Source organism: Kaistia sp. SLG-1, assembly GCF_059699055.1.
In genome coordinates this window covers 1,424,378-1,442,489 of record NZ_AP048544.1, presented here as the reverse complement: position 1 = coordinate 1,442,489, position 18,112 = coordinate 1,424,378, and the positions used below count along the sequence as shown (strand labels likewise).

At 66.4% G+C, this 18,112-nt stretch carries 14 protein-coding genes; 4 read left to right on the top strand and 10 right to left on the bottom strand.

Annotated features, from left to right (window positions below):
- Positions 1–391 precede the first annotated feature (391 nt).
- The 4 genes from AC6HZP_RS06365 to AC6HZP_RS06350 are packed head-to-tail and all read right to left on the bottom strand — an operon-like array spanning position 392 to position 4,042.
- Positions 392–1,273, bottom strand: a complete 882-nt coding sequence (locus tag AC6HZP_RS06365; protein WP_497525858.1) for an ABC transporter permease — start codon at positions 1,271–1,273, stop codon at positions 392–394.
- A complete protein-coding gene (locus AC6HZP_RS06360) occupies positions 1,263–2,108 on the bottom strand; it encodes an ABC transporter ATP-binding protein (protein ID WP_201402794.1) in 846 nt (281 codons plus the stop codon). The genes AC6HZP_RS06365 and AC6HZP_RS06360 overlap by 11 nt, the downstream gene beginning before the upstream one ends.
- Positions 2,108–3,265 carry an ABC transporter substrate-binding protein gene (locus AC6HZP_RS06355; RefSeq protein ID WP_497525857.1) on the bottom strand — a complete coding sequence of 386 codons (1,158 nt, stop codon included), beginning with the start codon at positions 3,263–3,265 and terminating at the stop codon, positions 2,108–2,110. The genes AC6HZP_RS06360 and AC6HZP_RS06355 overlap by 1 nt, the downstream gene beginning before the upstream one ends.
- A gap of 48 nt (positions 3,266–3,313) precedes the next feature.
- Positions 3,314–4,042 (bottom strand): cupin domain-containing protein, encoded by a 729-nt coding sequence (locus AC6HZP_RS06350; RefSeq protein WP_497525856.1) that lies wholly within the window; start codon positions 4,040–4,042, stop codon positions 3,314–3,316.
- Positions 4,043–4,241: 199 nt separating this feature from the next.
- Between AC6HZP_RS06350 and AC6HZP_RS06345 the strand changes: the two genes are divergently transcribed.
- Positions 4,242–5,441, top strand: coding sequence for an ROK family transcriptional regulator (locus tag AC6HZP_RS06345; RefSeq protein ID WP_497525855.1), 1,200 nt, complete (start codon positions 4,242–4,244; stop codon positions 5,439–5,441).
- A gap of 39 nt (positions 5,442–5,480) precedes the next feature.
- Positions 5,481–6,464 (top strand): bile acid:sodium symporter family protein, encoded by a 984-nt coding sequence (locus AC6HZP_RS06340; RefSeq protein WP_497525854.1) that lies wholly within the window; start codon positions 5,481–5,483, stop codon positions 6,462–6,464.
- Positions 6,465–6,595: 131 nt separating this feature from the next.
- Here the strand turns inward: AC6HZP_RS06340 and AC6HZP_RS06335 are convergent, their stop codons facing one another.
- The 6 genes from AC6HZP_RS06335 to AC6HZP_RS06310 form a co-directional block, all read right to left on the bottom strand.
- Positions 6,596–7,525: an aldo/keto reductase gene (locus tag AC6HZP_RS06335; protein WP_497525853.1), complete on the bottom strand. Its 930-nt coding sequence runs from the start codon at positions 7,523–7,525 to the stop codon at positions 6,596–6,598.
- Positions 7,526–7,701: 176 nt separating this feature from the next.
- Positions 7,702–10,464 (bottom strand): HAD-IC family P-type ATPase, encoded by a 2,763-nt coding sequence (locus AC6HZP_RS06330; protein ID WP_497525852.1) that lies wholly within the window; start codon positions 10,462–10,464, stop codon positions 7,702–7,704.
- Positions 10,451–12,157, bottom strand: coding sequence for a Na/Pi cotransporter family protein (locus tag AC6HZP_RS06325; RefSeq protein WP_497525851.1), 1,707 nt, complete (start codon positions 12,155–12,157; stop codon positions 10,451–10,453). Before AC6HZP_RS06325 ends, AC6HZP_RS06330 begins: the two co-directional genes overlap by 14 nt.
- Before the next feature lie 42 nt (positions 12,158–12,199).
- On the bottom strand, positions 12,200–13,099 hold the full coding sequence (locus AC6HZP_RS06320) for a polyphosphate kinase 2 family protein (protein ID WP_497525850.1): 900 nt from the start codon (positions 13,097–13,099) through the stop codon (positions 12,200–12,202).
- Positions 13,100–13,546: 447 nt separating this feature from the next.
- A complete protein-coding gene (locus AC6HZP_RS06315; RefSeq protein WP_497525849.1) occupies positions 13,547–14,404 on the bottom strand; it encodes a sulfurtransferase in 858 nt (285 codons plus the stop codon).
- An 11-nt stretch (positions 14,405–14,415) separates the two neighbouring features.
- On the bottom strand, positions 14,416–15,231 hold the full coding sequence (locus AC6HZP_RS06310) for an SDR family NAD(P)-dependent oxidoreductase (protein WP_497525848.1): 816 nt from the start codon (positions 15,229–15,231) through the stop codon (positions 14,416–14,418).
- A 312-nt stretch (positions 15,232–15,543) separates the two neighbouring features.
- Between AC6HZP_RS06310 and AC6HZP_RS06305 the strand changes: the two genes are divergently transcribed.
- On the top strand, positions 15,544–16,512 hold the full coding sequence (locus tag AC6HZP_RS06305; protein ID WP_201402783.1) for a substrate-binding domain-containing protein: 969 nt from the start codon (positions 15,544–15,546) through the stop codon (positions 16,510–16,512).
- 71 nt (positions 16,513–16,583) lie between these two features.
- The gene (locus AC6HZP_RS06300; RefSeq protein WP_497525847.1) at positions 16,584–18,083 is read left to right on the top strand and encodes a sugar ABC transporter ATP-binding protein; all 1,500 of its coding nucleotides are present in this window, start codon (positions 16,584–16,586) and stop codon (positions 18,081–18,083) included.
- The last annotated feature ends 29 nt before the right edge of the window (positions 18,084–18,112 follow it).

Genomic DNA, 18,112 nt, shown 5'->3' with positions numbered 1-18,112 from the left:
CCTGGCCAGCCGCGCACCGCGCGGCTGGCCTTTTCGTTTGGCGATGCGCCCATGATCACCTCCCTCCCCTGGATTGCTCATTTGCAATGCGCGACCTGATGGCCGTCGCCGATCGGCTTCCCTCGGCACTTCCAATCAACGAGCCGGCATCCGCTTCGCCCGAACCCGCCCGGCAGGCACGTCAGCCTGGCACAGGGCGAGGAAGCCGGGCGACCGCGGCCCTCGCTGAGACATTCCAACGACGAGGCCGGTCGGCCAGCGCGCATGGCGACGGGCGCCTCGAGCAATCCGCCGATACCCTTCCCGGAACAGCGCCCACAAAAACGTCGCCGCGACAAAAATCACGGCGACGTTGAGTTGGCTCGCGATCGAGCGTGCTGCGCGAGAGGCGTCAGGTGGGTTCCCGCGTCAGCGTCTTCTCGCTCGGCGCCCAAAACAGGATCTTGCGACGCACGAAGGCGACGAGCCTCTGCACGCCGATGCCGATGACGGCCAGGACCACCAGCGCGGCCATCGAGCCCGGAATGTCGAGCGCGGCGTTGCGATTGAGAATGAGCACGCCGAGCCCGGCCTCGCCGCCGACGAATTCGCCGACGACCGCGCCGAGGATCGAATAGATCGCCGCCAGTTCTAGTCCGGCGAAGACGAAGGGCCAGGCGCTCGGCAGCTGCACGAGCTTGAACGTCTGCCAGGCCGTCGCCTTCATGCTGGCCATCAGCTCCAGCCGATCCGGCTCTACGCCGGAAAGTCCCGCCGCCGTGTTGATCAGCACCGGGAAGAAGGTGAGCAGCACGCCCAGCACCACCTTGGACTCGAAGCCAAGCCCGAACCAGACCGTAAACAGCGGCGCCAGCGCCACCTTGGGGACGCTCTGGAGCGCGATGATATAGGGATAGAAAAGTCGTCGCGCGAAGCTGAACCGCACCACGACAGCGCCCATCACCACGCCCAGAATGGCGCCTCCGACGAAGGAAGAACCGGCCGCGAGCCCCGTCGCATAGAGGTGGATGTAGAAGCCGTTGGGCGAACCGATCGGCGTGGAGAAGCCGGCGATCAGGGAGCGGAGGATCTGGCTTGGTGTCGGCAGGATATATTCCGGCACCTTGAACGCCCGCACGCAAATCTCGATCACGATCAGCAGGATGACGAAGGAGATCGGCGCGATATGGCGGTTGAGGAATGCCGTCACGCGGTTCGGCCGTGCCTTCGCCGCCGGGGAGGATGAGAGGCGTCCGGCGGCGATGTTCGCCTTGACGGCAGTATCAGTCGGCATAGGGACGCTCCTGGTTGCCAAGCCCGAGATGCATGCGGATCCGGCGAACCGCCTCGCCGAATTCGGGGGCGAGCATGACGTCAAGATCGCGCGCTCGTGGCAGGTCGATCTTGATGTCGTCAACGATCCGGCCCGGCCGCGCGCTCATCACCAGCACGCGATCGGCGAGGAAGACCGCCTCGGGGATCGAATGAGTGATCAGGAAGATGGTCTTGTTGCTTTCCATCCAGATGCGCTGAAGCTCGAGATTCATCGTGTCTCGCGTCATCGCATCGAGAGCGCCGAACGGCTCGTCCATCAGCAGGATGGCGGGATCCGGCAACAAAGCGCGCGTGATCGAGCACCGCTGCTGCATGCCGCCGCTAAGCTCGGACGGATAGGATTGCTCGAACCCGGACAACCCCGCCATCTTGAGCAGCTTGGCCGCCCGCGCCTCGGCGGCCTTCTTGTCGAGGCCATAGACCTCGGCGGGCAGCATGGTGTTTTGCAGCACCGTCCGCCAGGGCAAAAGGACGGGGGACTGGAACACCAGTCCCACCTTGGTCTGCACGTCGCTCGGCGGCGCGCCGTTCACCAGCAGCGTACCGTTCGTCGCCGGGATGATCCCGGCAATGATCTTGAGCAATGTGGACTTGCCGCAACCGGACGGCCCGACGACGCAGATGAACTCACCCTCTTTCGCGGAAAAGGAGATGTCCGTCAGCGCCTTGACCGTGCCCTCGCGGTGCGAGGAATAGACCTTGTCGAGATCCCGGACCTCGATCGCCGGCCGGGCGGGGACGGCGATCGAGGCGGGGGAGATGCCGGAGGTTCCGGCCGCTGCCAACTGGTTCATCACGGAGCCTTGAGTTCGGCGACCCACCGCTGGTATTCGCCCGCATCGACCGGGACCTTGAGCTCGTCGGCCCATTTGCGCAGGGCGGCCTCGTCAAAGTCGTTGATCTTGTCGATCAGCTCCGGCGTGTAGAAGACGGCGGGGTCGACCTTGCCGGTGAGCCCGAGCATGTCGACGTAACCCGTCCACTGCGCCGGGGTGAACTCGCACCATTTCTCGCCCTTGGCGCGGTCGACGGTCACCAGCGGCGCGCGCACCTTGATCGAGCGGACACCGTTGGCAACCGCATCATCCAGCGGCACGCCGGCCGGCAAGGCCTCGGGATGCATGTGGAAGCTGATCCGCACCGCGGCTTCCGGATTCTGCGTGGCGACGATGATCGACTTGATCATGCCCTGCATGACCTTGGCGGCGGCGTCCTTGTTGCCGTCATACCAGTTCTTGGCGAAGGCCCAGGTGTAGCCCACGGCCGCCTGCTCCAGGGCGGCATCCAGCGGCACCTTCTTGAGCTCGACGCCGGCGGCGATCAGGTCGGATTCCGCGGTGTCAGAGAGAATGATGCCGTCGACCTGGCGCGAGCGCAGCGCGGCGGCGGCCTGCTGCTTGGCGCCGACGGCGAGGAACGTCACGGAATCCGGATCGACGCCCGAATTGCGAAGCAGGAACTTGAGCACCGCCGTGTCGCTCGAGGCGAGGCTCTCGATGCCGATCTTCTTGCCGGCGAGGTCGGCATAGGCGTTGATCGGGCTGTCCGGCAGCACGTCCACCCGCTGGATCAGGCCGTGCAGATAGACGCACGGGCTGACAGCCGGCACGTCGCGGCCCTCGGCGAGGCCGTTCAGCACGATGTCCTGCGTTCCGGTGCTGACGGTCACGCGACCCGCCAGCATGAGGACCAGGTTCTCGGTGCCGCCCTGGGTGCCCATGGTGGTCGCCGCGATATCGGGACCGAACAGGCCGAGCGGCTGGCCGATCCACATATTGGCGATGCCGGGCTGGAAATTGCGGCTGCTCATGCCGATCGTCACCGGCAGCGGATCCGCCGCGAAGGCGGGAGCGACAGCGGCGCCGCCGAGCAGCAGCGCCGCAGCGAAAGACTTCAGCAAGCGTTTGGCGCGATGGCCGGACGAAGGCCGCGAGAAAGACGAGATCGACATCTTATTCCCCTCTGATACGACGTGTTCCCATGTCTCCCAGTTCCGCCGTTACGGATCCTGGATCGTCTGGAACTTGGCCGGCACATGAAACTCCAGGAAGGCCGCGCCGCTCTCTCCGGGCGTTACGCGGGTGCCGTGGCGGTGGCCCTGGTTGATGAAGACCGCCTGGCCGGGCCGGATCGTCGTGAGATCGCGGCCATTGGTGAATTCGAGCGTGCCTTCGAGGATGACGAAGATGCTGTCCGCGTCCGGATGGAAATGCGGATGGGTCACCGTCTCCGCCTCGTAGTGGACGATCATGCCCTCGGCGCGGCCGGAGGGCGTCGCCTTGGGGCCGACGAAGAAGGCGCGACGCTTCTTGTTTTCCGGCTCGTGCGCCAGCGCCACCGTCTCGGCCGGGATGGTCTTCAGCCCGCCTTCATAGCCGGCGATCTCCGCCTGACTGCCCGGCGGCGGCGAGATCACATAGAGAAATTCCAGCGGCTCGCCGCCATCATTCGAAAGCGTCACGTCGCTGCCCTGCCCCGCGATGGCGAAGACCTGCGGCTTGACCGGCTGCTTCTGGCCCTCGGCATCGGCGATGCTTCCCGTCCCCTTCAGAACGAACCAGTAGCCGTCCGAACGCGCGGGAACCGTGATGGCGGCCTTTGCGCCCGGCGCCACGCTCCAGAGCGACGCCTCCATCGTCGTCCCGTCGTTCGCGATCCGGCTGCTGCTGACGCCGACTTCGGCGGTCGCCCGCCCTAGCAAGCTGTCGATATCTGCGATCGTCGTCATCCGTCCCTCCATCGGTCGATGGCAAAGTCTGGTGGCGAGCCCTTCACTTTGTCAAGACGAAGAACCAATTTAATCGCCGATAGATATTTTTATCGAGGATCGTATATTATCTGCAGCTGGTTTTGATGAATCGATAGGCTTGACGCCTGAGTTTTGATCGGATTAGTCAATCATACGAACCAATAGCAGCGAGACCCCGATGGCCTCCGATCCGCAAGAGCCGCCTGCCGCCCGACAGATATCGACGACGACGGTGATGCAGGCGATCCTGCGCAACGGGCCCATTTCGCGGGCGGACATCGCCAAGATGACCGGCCTCTCGAAGCAGACGGCGTCGGAAGTCGTACGCGCGCTCGAGGAAAGCGGCTGGGTCAAGGAGTGCGGGCGCACGGTCGGCAAGGTCGGCCGCAGCGCCCTCACCTACGAGATCCATGGCGGCGCGCGCTTCGTCGCCGGCGTCGATCTCGGCGGCACCAAGATCAACGCGGCGCTCGCCGACCTCCTCGGCGAGATCATCGCCGAGGAGCAGCAGCCGACCGACCTGCGCGGCGGCCCCGAACTGATCCGCCAGATCGCCGGCATGGTGCAGGGCCTCACTGAGCGCGCCGGCATTCCCGCGAACGCCGTCCGGCTGATCGTCCTCGGCACGCCCGGCGTCGTCGACGCCGAGACCGGCAAGGTCGCCATCGCCCCGAACGTTCCCGGCTTCGACGCGATCAATGTGCGCGACCTGCTCGCGCGCGCCACCGGCGCCGAGGTGGTCGTCGAAAATGACGTCAACCTCGCGGCCAAGGGCGAGCAGTGGCGCGGCAGCGGCGCGGGGATCTCGGACTTCACCTTCCTGGCGCTCGGAACCGGCATCGGCATGGGCATCGTCGCCGGCGGCCGGCTGCTGCGCGGCGCCCGCGGCGGCGCGGGCGAGATCGCCTATCTTCCCGTCGGCGGCGATCCCTACGACTCGCGTGGCTTCTCGCTCGGCACGCTCGAATATGCGGTCGGTAGCGCCGCCATGACGCGGCGCTATGCCGGCTATGGCGGCGCCGCCGATGCCACGGCGCGAGACGTTTTCGCCGCCTTCGAGCAGCGCGAGCCGGCCGCCGTCGCCACCATTGAGGAAACCGCGCGCCTGCTTGCCCCCGCCATCGCGGCGATCGGCGCCATCCTGGATCCGGAAGTCGTCATCCTGGGCGGCAGCATCGGCATCCGGGAGGAACTGATCGCGGAAGTCCGCCGGGCGCTTGCCCGCTGCACGCCCTACCCGCCGCGCATCGAGGCGAGCGTCCTCGGCAGCCGCGCCGCCATGATCGGCTGCGTCGGGGCTGCCATTGAAAAGACTCATAAAGATCTCTTCGGTGTTGCCGCCGCGGCGTTGAACCCCGCGCTGACCTCCGAAGCCTGACACCCTCCCCCCCGACCCGCCGCCATATCGGAATTCGACATGCCGTCCTTCAGACTGCCTTTCAAGCTGCCCATCGACGGCTATGTCCTGGCGCTGCTCGCGACCGTTGCCATTGCCGCCGTCCTGCCGGCGCACGGCATCGGCGCCGAGATCATGGACAAGGTGACCTATCTCGCCGTCGGGCTGCTGTTCTTTCTCTACGGCGCCCGCCTGTCACCGAAGGCTATCGTCGAGGGCATCCTGCACTGGCGCCTGCAGAGCCTGGTCTTCATCAGCACCTTCGTCCTGTTCCCGCTCGTCGGGCTGGCGCTGACGACGCTGCTAAAACCGCTTCTCGGCGCCGACCTCGCCTTCGGCCTGATGTTCCTCGCGGTCCTGCCCTCGACGGTGCAGTCGTCCATCGCCTTCACGTCGATCGCGCGTGGCAACGTGCCGGCGGCGCTCTGCAGCGCCTCGGTGTCGAACATCCTGGGCATCCTTCTGACCCCGGCGCTCGTCGCGCTGCTTCTGAGCTCGCATGGCGGCGGCCTCGACTTAACCTCGCTGCGCGACATCGGCCTGCAGCTGCTCCTGCCCTTCGCGCTCGGACAGATCGCGCGGCCACTCCTCGGCAACTGGATCGTCCGGCACAAGCAGCTCACCTCCTTCGTCGACCGCGGCTCGATCCTCCTGATCGTCTACGCCGCCTTCAGCGAGGGCATGGTCGCCGGCATCTGGTCGCAGCTGACCTGGTCCAGCCTGTCGCTGGTCGTCATCATCGACGTGGTGATGCTGGCGATCGTTCTCATCGTCACGACCTGGGCGGCGCGCCGGCTCGGCTTCTCCAAGGCGGATGAGATCGCCATCGTCTTCTGCGGCTCGAAGAAGAGCATGGCGAGCGGCATCCCGATGGCCAACATCCTGTTCGCCGGCCAGAGCGTGGGCCTCATCGTGCTGCCGCTGATGCTGTTCCACCAGCTGCAGCTGATCGTCTGCGCCGCCATGGCAAGACGCTACGCGGCGCGGGCCGAGACGCCCGCCTAGCGCGGCGATCCGATCGGGTCGTCGCCCGCGGCGGACGAATACCCTGGCGATCGCCCTCTCCCGCGTACGGGAGACGGCTCAAGATCAAGTCGGCCGGACATCCCGGCCGACAAGCAGGGTCCGCTACCGCGTCAGGGCAGCGTATGCCCCGCCGCCGTGAACAGGCGGTACCATTCTTCCCGGGTCAGCGGCACGCTGGATCCGGCAGCGGCTTCCGCGACGCGGCCGGGTTTGGTCGTGCCGAGCACGACCTGGATCTTGGCCGGGTGGCGCGTGATCCAGGCGACGGCGATGCCGGTCGGCGTGACGTTGTAGGCATCGGCCAGTTCGTCGATGGCGTCATTGAGCGCCGCGTAATTCTCCCGGTCGCCGAGGAAGACGCCGTCGAAGAAGCCCTTCTGGAAGGGCGACCACGCCTGCAGCATCATTCCGTTGAGGCGGGAATAGTCGAGCAGCCCGTTGTCGCGATCGATCGACTGATCGAGCCCGCCCATATTGGCGGCGATGCCGGTGGCGATGAGCGGCGCATGCGCGATGCTCAACTGCACCTGGTTGACGATAAGCGGCTGAGTGACCGCGCTCTTCAGCAGCTCGATCTGACCCGGCGTATGGTTGGAGACGCCGAAATACCGGACCTTGCCGGAGGTCCGGAGCGTCTCGAACGCCGAAGCGACTTCTTCGGGCTCGACCAGCGTATCGGGCCGATGCAGCAGCAGGACGTCGAGGTAATCGGTGCGGAGCGCCGCTAGCGACTCGTCCACGGAACGCAGGATGTGCTCGGCGGAAAAGTCGAAGAAGCCCTTGCGAATGCCGACCTTGCTCTGGATGACGACCTGCTCGCGCTCAGCCGCCGTCAGCGTGACAGCCTCGCCGAATCGTTCCTCGCAGAGGTGGCGCACGCCGCCATAGATGTCGGCGTGATCGAAGACATTGACGCCGGCATCCCGGGCCCCGCCCACCAGTTGCTGGATTTCGGCCTTGCTCAATGCCGCGATGCGCATCAGACCGAGCACGACGCTGGAAACGTTGAGCCCGGTTCGCGGCAGTTGGTATGTTTTCATGCTGGGAGCCTCGGAACGTGTTTTGATTGGGACAGCGGAACAGCATGCAGTTCGCATGTCGATGTCAACCGCCCAATCCTCCAACCCGTCCCATATTGCCCACTTCGTGGGACGCCGGCAGGCCCAGGCCCGCGCGGTGCCTGTCCGGTCGATCGGCTTATCCCCTGCCTCGCCGGTCAGAGCGCCGGCGCGGACGGCATCTCCGGACGTGACGTCGCCGCGTCCCGCAGGGCTGGAACGGAGCGGATAACGAGCTTCTCCAGTTCCACGACCAGGAAGAAAATGATCGCGCCGACCAAAAGCCAGAACCACGCCGCGAGCGGCAAGGATGCCGTGTCGAAGATCGCATGGAACGGCGGCGCGTAGGTGAACAGGAGCTGCAGCACGACGACGGCGGCGATGCCATACCAGAGATAGGGATTGCCGAGATGCGCGCGCACCGACAGGGATGAATCGACCAAGTAGCGGCTGTTGAGCAGATAGAAGATCTGGCCGAGCGTGATGGCGTTGACGGCGACGGTGCGGGCCATCGGATCCGAGGCGCCCTGCGCCTTCATCCAGAAGAAGGCCACGAGCGTGTAGATCACCAGCGCCGCGCCGACGAAGAGAATGCGCCAGATGCCGAAGCTGGTGACGATCGGCCGGTCGATGGCGCGCGGCGGCCGCCCCATCACGTCCGCCTCATGCGGCTCGAACGAGATGGCGAGCCCGAGCGCCACGGAGGTCACCATGTTGACCCAGAGGACCTGCGGCGCGGTGATGGGAAGCGTGAAGGCGAACAGGATGGCGATCGCGATCACCGCGCCCTGCGCGACATTGGTCGGCAGCAGGAAGAGCATCGCCTTCTCGATGTTGTTGTAGACGGTGCGCCCCTCCTTCACCGCCGCCGAGATCGAGGCGAAATTGTCGTCGGCGAGGATCATGCCCGCCGCCTCCTTCGTCACCTCGGTGCCCTTGATGCCCATGGCGACGCCGATATCCGCCTTCTTGAGCGCCGGCGCGTCGTTGACGCCGTCGCCGGTCATGGCGACGATCTGCCCGTTGGCCTGGATCGCTTTCACGAGCCGCAGCTTGTGCTCCGGGCTGGCGCGGGCGAAGACGTCGACGTCGCGTACGCATTCCTGCAGCTCGGCGTCGTTCATCGCCTCGATCTCGGTGCCCGCAACGGCCGTCTGGCCGTCGCCGATGCCGAGCATCTTGGCGATCGCCGCGGCCGTGATCTTGTGGTCGCCAGTGATCATCGTGACGCGGATGCCGCCGCCATGGCATTCGCGCACGGCATCGACCGCCTCCTTGCGCGGCGGGTCCATCAGGCCGACGAGGCCGAGGAGCACGAGGTTTTTCGGCAGGTCCTCGGGTCCGAGGCTGCCGGCGTTCAGGCCGGGGTTTTCCAGCCACGCCAGCCCCAGCACGCGCTCGCCCTGCGCGGCGAGCCGGTCGCCCTCGCTGGCGAAGCGATCGCGGTCGAGCGGCGCAGGGCCGGCCGCCTGCTGCTGCCGGTCGCAATGCTCGAGGATCACCTCCGGCGCGCCCTTCACCAGCAGGAACTCGCCCTGCGGCGCGCGGTTCAGCGTCGCCATGAACTTGTGCTCGGACTCGAACGGGATCGCGTCGATGCGCGGCGCGGCCGCCGTCTCCTCGGCCCGGTCCATGCCGAGCTTGGTCGCGAACGGATAGAGCGCGCCTTCCGTCGGATCGCCTTCGACCTTCCACTTGCCGTCGTCCTGGAACAATTCCGCGTCGTTGCAGAGCAGCGACACGCGGCCCATCAGCGCCAGCACTTCCGGCGTTTCGCCGACCGGCTTGCCATCCGCCCTGACCTCGCCTTCCGGCGCGTAGCCGTCGCCGGAGACCTCATAGGCCGTATCCGCGGTCACCACGGAGGTGACCATCATTTCCATCAGCGTCAGCGTACCGGTCTTGTCCGAGCAGATGCGCGAGACGGAGCCCAGCGTCTCGACCGCCGGCAGGCGTCGGATGATGGCGTTTCGCTGCGCCATGCGCTGCACGCCGATCGCGAGCGTGATGGTGATCAGCGCCGGCAACCCCTCGGGGATCATCGAGACGGCGATGCCCACCACCGCCTGGAACAGCTCGACGAAACTCATATGGCCGAGCCAGTGTCCCCAGGCGAACAGCAGCACGCTGATGATGGCGATTGCCGCCGTGATGACGTAGCCGAACTTCTTGATCTGGCGCAGCAGCGGCGTTTCCAGCGCGTTGACTTCGGCGAGCATCTGGTTGATCCGGCCGAGCTCGGTGGCGCTGCCGGTCGCGACGACGATGCCGGACGCCCGCCCGGACACCACCATGGTGCCGGAGAACACCATGTTCTGCCGGTCGCCGACCGTCGCCTTGGCGGCGACGGGCGCCGTGGTCTTTTCGGCGGGTACGGATTCACCCGTCAGCGCCGCCTCCTCCGTGCGCAAATTCTTGGCGTCGACGAGGCGCAGATCGGCCGGGATCTTGTCACCCGATTCCAGAAGCACGATGTCGCCGGGCACGAGGTCCTCGGCCGGGATGAGCCGCGTCTCGCCGCCGCGCAGGACGCGCGCCTCGGCCGACAGCATGTTGCGGATCGAATCCAGCGCCTTCTCGGCCCGCCCCTCCTGCACGAAACCGAGGAGCGAATTGAGCACCACCACCGCGAAGATGATCGAGGCGTCGAGCCACAGGCTCAGCATGAGCTTGACGAAGCCGGCGGCGAGCAGGACGTAGATCAGGATGTTGTTGAACTGGGCGAGGAAGCGCAGCAGCGGGCTCTTCTTCTTGCCCTGCGGCAGGCGGTTCGGGCCGTAGGTAGCAAGCCGCTCGGCCGCCTCCGCCGCTTCGAGGCCACGCGCGGGATCGACGCGAAGCTCTTTCTCGACCTGCTCCGCCGGCAAGGCATGCCAGGGCGCGCTTTCCGCGCCGGATACGGTGGCCTCATGCGCGCTCATATTGATCCCTCACCGTGTTTTCCGATTGCGCCCGCACGTCCAGATCGCCCGGCCTACCACGGCCGACGAGATGCGCCGTCGCGCGCCAGGCGTGACGCGCAATCCGTTCGAGCTCTCGGGCGGCGTCGATCCGCGCCAGCGCATCGGCGGCGGTCAGTTGTCCCGGCGCGACGGCGGCGAGTGTGCGGGTGCGGTAGTCGCGCTGGATGGCGTCGAGCTCGCCCACGGCGCCCTCGGCCTCGGCCAGCGCCGCTTCGATCTCGGGCGAAAGGCTCCAGCCGATCGGGCTGGCCTGCTCGCTGATCGCCGATTCCGTCGTGATCGAGAGAGCCACCTTCTCGGCATCCCGCATAACCTTGTCGCAGAGCGCGGCGGCATGACGATCATCCGCTCCTCCTGCCGGCTGCCCGGGAAAGCCGCTGCCCGCCAGCGCTTCCGCCAGGCGCGACGTATGGTCGAGCGCATGCAGCGTGCTCGTCATGCGGTGGCGCTCCGCCTCCGTCTCCGGCGGTTCCTTCAGTTCGGACAGGAAGTCCCGCACCTTTTCAAGCGTCGCGGCCGCGGGACCGGTGTCCTGCGCCGCGCCGCTGCCCGAAAGAGCGGCGGAGACCGAGGCGGTGATCGTCCGGAGCACCTCCGCTACCACACGCCGCGCGGTCTCGACGGCGACCACCGGATTGACGAGCGTGCTCGGATCGAGCGCGCGTTCGAGCGCCGTTTCCTTGGACGGCAGCATCCGCTCGACGACGCGGGTGAACCATTGCGTCGCGGGTAACAGCACCGCGACGCCGACCACATTGTAAACCGTATGGTAACCGGCGAGCAGTGTCGTCCCGTCGACGGAAGTCGAGAAGCGGCTCATCAGCGCCGCCGTGAAGGGGAAGGCGACGATCGCGATCAGCGCCGCGATGAGCTTGAACAGCACATAGGCGAGCGCCAGGCGCTTGGCCGTCGTGCTGGCGCCGATCGCCGCCAGCGCCGAGCTCGTCGCCGTGCCGATGTTCTGCCCGATGATCAGCGCCGCTCCCTGCTCCAGGCTCACGGCGCCGGCGAAGAAGGCCGAGATGGTGACGGCGATGGAGGCGGTCGACGACTGCATCACGGCCGTCATCACCAGACCGACGGCGATCAGGGCGAAGAGACCGAACGCGCCGGAGGCGAAGCCGACGCCCGGCATGCCGAGCACGGACGGCAGGTCGGAGGGATGCAGGCTTTCGGCGAGCCCGCCCATGCCCTGCTGCAGCGTCGTCAGGCCGTAGAGCACGAGCGCGAAGCCCGCGAGCGCGCCGCCCGCCGCCGCCACCCGTCCGCTGGCGAGCAGCCGCGCCAGCGCGCCGATGAAGATCAGCGGCAGCGCGTAGGTCGACAACGAAACGCGCACGCCGATCAGCGCCACCAGCCAGCCGGTGCCCGTGGTGCCGACATTGGCGCCGAACACGAGGCCGAGCCCCTGCGGAAAAGTGAGCAGCCCGGCGCTGACGAGGCCGATCGTCGTCATCGTCACCGCGCTCGACGACTGCACGAGCAGCGTGATGATCGCGCCCCAGAACGCGCCGGACAGCGGCGTCGCCGCCGCCTTGCCGAGAACCGTCCGCAGCGACGATCCGGCGAGCGCCTTCAGGCCGTCGGTCATGACGGTCATGCCCAGCAGAAAAAGTCCGACGCCGCCGAGTATCGCTATCGTCGTCGACATGAGCGGTGGCTCTCCCTCTGCCCCTGGCTATTCCTGTTCGAGCTATTCCTGCTCGAGCTCTTCCCGCGCCGCCGCGAGGTCCTTCAGCTTTTCGGCCGAGACCGTCGGATATTCGAGGTCGAGCTTCTCGACGGCGTCGACGATAGCCGCCGCGACGATGAGACGGGTGAACCATTTGTTGTCGGCGGGGACGACGAACCATGGCGCCTGCTTCGAGGCGGTGGCGCGGATCGCCTCGTCATAGGCCTTCATGTAATCGTCCCAGTACCGGCGCTCGCGAACGTCGCTGGCCGAGAACTTCCAGTTCTTCTCCGGCCTGTCGAGCCGGCTCATGAAGCGCTTCTTCTGCTCTCCATAGGAGAGGTTCAGATAGAATTTCAGGATGATCACGCCCTGGCGCGTGAGATAGTCCTCGAAGCGGGCGATATCGGCGAGCCGCTCTTCCCAGATGTGCTTGCCCACCAGTTTCGGCGGGATCTTCTGGGCCCGGAGCAGCTCCTGATGCGTCCGCACCACGAGCACTTCCTCGTAGTAGGATCGGTTGAAGATGCCGATGCGGCCGCGCTGCGGCACCTTCATCGCATAGCGCCAGAGAAAGTCGCGCGACAGTTCCGCGTCGGAGGGCTGCTTGAACGAGAAGACGTCGCAGCCTTGCGGATTGACGCCGGACATCACGTGCTTGATCGTCCCGTCCTTGCCCGCCGCGTCCATGGCCTGGAACACCAGCAGCACCGACCAGGAATCCTGCGCGTAGAGCATGTCCTGCTCCATCGCGAGCCATTCCGATCCGCGCCGGAGCAGCTCCGCCGCCTCCTTCTTGTCCATCTTGAGCCCCAGCGTATCGCCGGGGTCGAAATCCTTAAGGCGGAAGTCCTTGCCCTTCGTCACACGGAACGGCTCCGTATATTGCTTGACTACATCGACTATTTCCTTCCGAGACATGGCCGACTCCTCGACATTCCCTTAGGGCATTATAGGCACTTATTCCAATTGGCGCGCGCAACCGCAAGTCGGCAGGCTCACCAACGACAACAATTATGCGAATGAGGGACGCGCCGTCCCGCCGGGGGCCACGCCATGCTCGGCCAGAAGGGGGATCGAAGGAGCCGGACAACGGCCCATCGCCAGCCGCGATGGACCTCATTCCGTCATCCATTGGGAAGGATGGGACCGCGATACCGGCGGCCCGAAGCGCCCGCCGATCGGACATCGTCCGCCGGTGCGGGGCGAGGCAGAGCGCGAACGCGCGCGTATGCGTCGGGAATATCCAGAGCCCGCTCGCCGAGATCCTTTCGTGCCTGCCTGGAGGCGACGAAAGGATCTCGGCCGGGTCATCAGCGCGCCGCCGAGGATCTGGACGACCCGGCGGCGCGCGTCTTCCGTCGGGCGTCAGCCCGGCTGCTTGACCAGCTTGACCGTGTCGGGCTGCTGACCCCACTCGTGCCAGGAGCCGTCATAGAGACGCCAATCGGCATTGCCCGACTGTTCGATCATGAAGCCGAGGATGCAGGCGGTCACGCCGGAGCCGCAGGTCGTGATGACGTTGCCGGAGATATCGGCGCCCGCCTGCTCGAAGATCGCCGAGGCGGCCTCCGGCGAGACGAACTCGAAATTCTTGCTCGCATCAAAGAAGCGCGCCCAGGGCGTGTTGATGGCGCCCGGCATGTAGCCGGAGGCGACGCCCGGATAGCCGGAACCCTCGAGCCCGTCGAACCGGGCGGCCGTGCGCGCATCGACGATGGTGGTATCGCCGCGATCGATCGCCGCGCGAACGTCGTCAATGGTGACGACCCGGCCGGGCTTCAGCCGGGCCTCGAAGGCGCGCGCCTCGACCGGCTCGCCCGCGCCGGTCTCGATGGCGCGGCCCTCGGCCTTCCACTTCCGCCAGCCGCCGTTCAGGATGCGGACCTTGTCGTGGCCGAAGGTCCGGAACATCCACCAGAGACGGCAGGACACGTAGCCGGCATCGTAGATGACGACGTCGGTATCGTTGCCGATCCCCAGGCGGCCGACATGGGCGGCAAAGAGCTCGGCCGCCGGCAGCATGTTCACATAGGGCGAGTCGGGATCGGAGATATCGGCGAGATCGATGAACCGGGCGCCGGGGATGTGGCCGGCAAGGAAATCGTCCCGGGCATGCTTGCCGGCTTCCGGCAGATACCAGGAGCAATCCAGCACGACGAGGTTCTCCGCCTGCCGTTCGATGAGATCGGCAAGCTCGGCGGTTTCAAGGAGCCAGTTGGTCACGGCAATCTCTCTTACGGATAGACGGACTGGCGGCCGGGCTGCTCGACCCAGGAGTCGCCCGAGAGCACGCCGCCGTCGACGACGACGCTGCGGCCGGTGACATAGCGCGAAGCGGGCGACACCAGGCTGAGCGAGGTGGTGATCAGATCCTGCGGCACGGCGAGGTGTCCGGCGGGAATGTAGTTCGCGAACCAGCGGCTGCGATATTCGTCGTCCCAGAGCGGGCGGGTGAACTCGGTCTGGACGAAGCCGGGCTCGATCGCGTTGACCTGGATGTTGTCGCCGGCCCATTCGTGCGCCATCGAGCGGGTCAGCGAGGTGACCGCCGCCTTGGTCGCCGCATAGACGGAGATCGTGTCGAAGGAGATGTTGGCCGAGAGCGAGCTGAAATGCAGGATCTTGCCGCCGCCCTGCGCCTTCATGACGGGCTGGACCGCCTTGGACAGGAAGTAGACGCTGCGGAAATTCACCGAGGTGATCAGGTCGAAATCTTCCTGGGTGACGTCGAGGATCGGCTTGCGGCGGTTGGTGCCCTGCAGGTTGACGAGGATGTCGATGCGCCCCGTCACCTTCAGCGCCTGCTCGACGAGGGCCTCGCAGGCCGCGGCGGAATCGAGATCCGCCTGCAGGCCCTGGAACGGCAGCTTCTCTTCCTGGAAGCGCGCCTCCAGGCTGGCGAGACGCTCGGCCGAGAGATCGTGAACGATGACGCGCGCACCCGCCTTCGCGAAGGCCTCGGAAATGACCGAGCCGATTGCGCCGGCGCCGCCGGCGATCAGCGCGGTTTTCCCTTCGAGCGAGAAAAGGGACGAGAGATACTGGGACATAACATTCCTTTCCGAGGCCCGATCCATATTCCAGGATTCTCCGGGCCGACGACCGGTTAAATATGCCGGGACGACAGGCTTTGGCATGCTGGATCGAGTCGCAACCTGCTGATAGAATTTAATTTATCCGCACCGTATGCGTTTCGGCAGAAATTATATAATCTCCATAAAATATGTAGACAAAATATCCCAATCCCCTTCGAATTTCCGTATTTAATTTCCTGAATCCATTCCGAAATTGGTGGTTTCGCCTTTGGCTGGGAAGGCCGCCCTCGCTAGCTTCTGGGCACCGAAATAAGGAAGCCCAACACCATGTTCCGTAAGACCGCTCTTGCCGTCGGCGCCAGCCTCGCGATCCTCGCCGCCGCATCCTCGGCGCATGCCGAGCCCAAGGGCAAGGACGCCCCGGTGACGGTGTTCGTCTCGCCGCTCACCTTCGCCTTCACGCACTTCGTGTTCCTGACCGACCAGCTGGAAGACGAGGCCAAGAAGATCGGCGGCGTCACGGTCCTGAAGGCGGACGGCCAGCTTTCCGCGCCGAAGCAGATCGCCGACATCGAATCCGCCATCGTGCAGGGCGTCGACGGCATCATCCTCGCGCCGGCAGAAGCCGATGCGCTCGCCCCGGTCGTTCAGGAAGCCATCAAGGCCGGCATCGCCGTCGTCACGGTCGACCGCCCGGTCAACGGCGTTCCGGAAGTTCTCGCCAACGTCGCGGCGGACAATTTCAAGGGCGCCGAAGCGCAGGGCGAGGCCGTCGCCAAGGACTTCCCGAACGGCGCCAAGATCGTCAACCTGCAGGGCATTCCCGGCGACAAGACCGCCAATGACCGCAATGGCGGCGTGCACAAGGTGCTCGACGCTGCCGGCGGCAAGTACCAGTTCGTCGCCGAGCAGGCCGCCAACTTCTCGCGCGACAAGGGCCTCGCCGTCACCGAGAACGTCCTGACCGGCCTCGCCGAGGTTCCGGACGTCATCGTCGCCGGCAATGACGACATGGCGCTCGGCGCCGCGCAGGCCGTCGAAGCCCGCGGCCTCAAGGGCAAGGTCAAGATCTACGGCTATGACGGTTCGGAAGACGCGCTCAAGGCCGTGAAGAACGGCGAGCTGGCCGGCACGGTCGATCAGTTCCCGGGCCAGCAGGGTCGCGTCGCGGTCCGCACGCTCGTCGACTTCATCCGCGAAGGCAAGAAGCCGGAGGCGAGCAACATTCTGGTCGCCCCGATCGCGATCACCCCGGAAAACCTCCAGCAGGCCGAGCGCGTGGGGCTCATCAAGTAATGACGATCCATGCACGTCCCTCTACCGTGGACGTCGAGACTTCGGGGCGCGCACAGCGCCCCGTACCTTTTGTGGCTGCGTCCGGCCTCGTCAAACGCTTCTTCGGCGTGACGGTCCTCGACGGCGTCTCGCTTTCGCTCGGAGCCGGCGAAGTGCGGGCGCTGCTGGGCGAGAACGGGGCCGGCAAGTCCACCGTGATCAATCTTCTGTCGGGCGTCCTCACGCCGGACGGCGGAACGATCGACGTCGACGGACGCCCGGTCCAGTTCGACGGCCCGCGCGCCGCCGACAAGGCCGGCATCAGCGTCATCCGCCAGGAACTCTCGCTGTTTCCGGAGCTTTCGGTCGCCGAGGCGATTTTCGCCGGGCATCTCCCTATCCGCCGCCTCGGAACCGTGGACTGGGCCAGGATGCGGGACGCGGCGCGCGCGGCGCTGGCCCAGCTCGGCATTACCGCGCTCGACGTTCGCCGGCCCGTCGCGGGCCTGTCGATCGCGCAGCAGCAGATGGTCGAGATCGCGCGCGCCCTGACGCGGAAATCCCGCCTCGTCATCATGGACGAACCGACCGCCTCCCTCTCGCCCGAAGAGGTCGGCCATCTCGGCGAGATCATCGAGCGCCTGGCGCGCGAGGGCGTCGCGATCCTCTATGTCAGCCATCGGCTCGATGAGATCCGCGCCTTCTGCCACAGCTATACGGTTCTGCGCGACGGCAAGATGGTCGAAGAAGGCGACGTCGCCTCCGCCAGCAACGAGCAATTGATCCGCGCCATGGCCGGTCGCGACGTCCAGATTGGCGTGCGACGGCAGGGCGCCGCCACGGGCGACGTCGTGCTGCAGGTCCGCAATCTGGCCGCCCCGGCATCGGGGCGCGCGCCCGCCCGCGTCGCGGATGTGAGTTTCGAGGTGCGCGCCGGCGAGATCGTCGGCCTCGCCGGCATCGTCGGCGCCGGGCGGACCGAAACCGCCAACATGATCTTCGGCGTCGATCCGATCGCCTCCGGCGAGATCCGCCTGAACGGCGAGCGATTTGCGCCGTCGTCCGCCGCCGAGGCGATCGCCGCCGGCATCGGCCTCGTGCCCGAGGACCGCAAGGGACTGGCGATCCTGCCGCAGCGCGCCGTGGTCGAGAACTTCGCGCTCGCCGGCGCCAGCCCGCCGCGCTACGGCTGGCTCAACGACCGGCCGGCGGAGCGAAGCCTGTTCCGCACCTTCGTCGAACGGCTCGGCATCCGGGCGGCCTCGTTCAACGCCCCGATCGCCACGCTTTCCGGCGGCAACCAGCAGAAGGTGATCCTGTCGCGCTGGATCGCCCGGCAGCCGAAGCTCCTGATCGTCGACGAGCCGACGCGGGGCATCGACATCGGCGCGAAGGAAGACGTGCACTCGCTCCTGCGCGACATCGCCGGCCAGTCTGTGGCCGTCCTCGTCATTTCCTCCGACCTGCCGGAACTGATGGCGCTTTCAGACCGGATCGTGGTGCTGCGCGAGGGCCGCTCCGTCTTCGAGACGAACGGCGATAAAGCCGTGGCGGAAGAGCTGATGGCCGAAATGACCAAGCACCACGGCTGAACCCTTTCCAAGGAAATCTCCGGAAATCT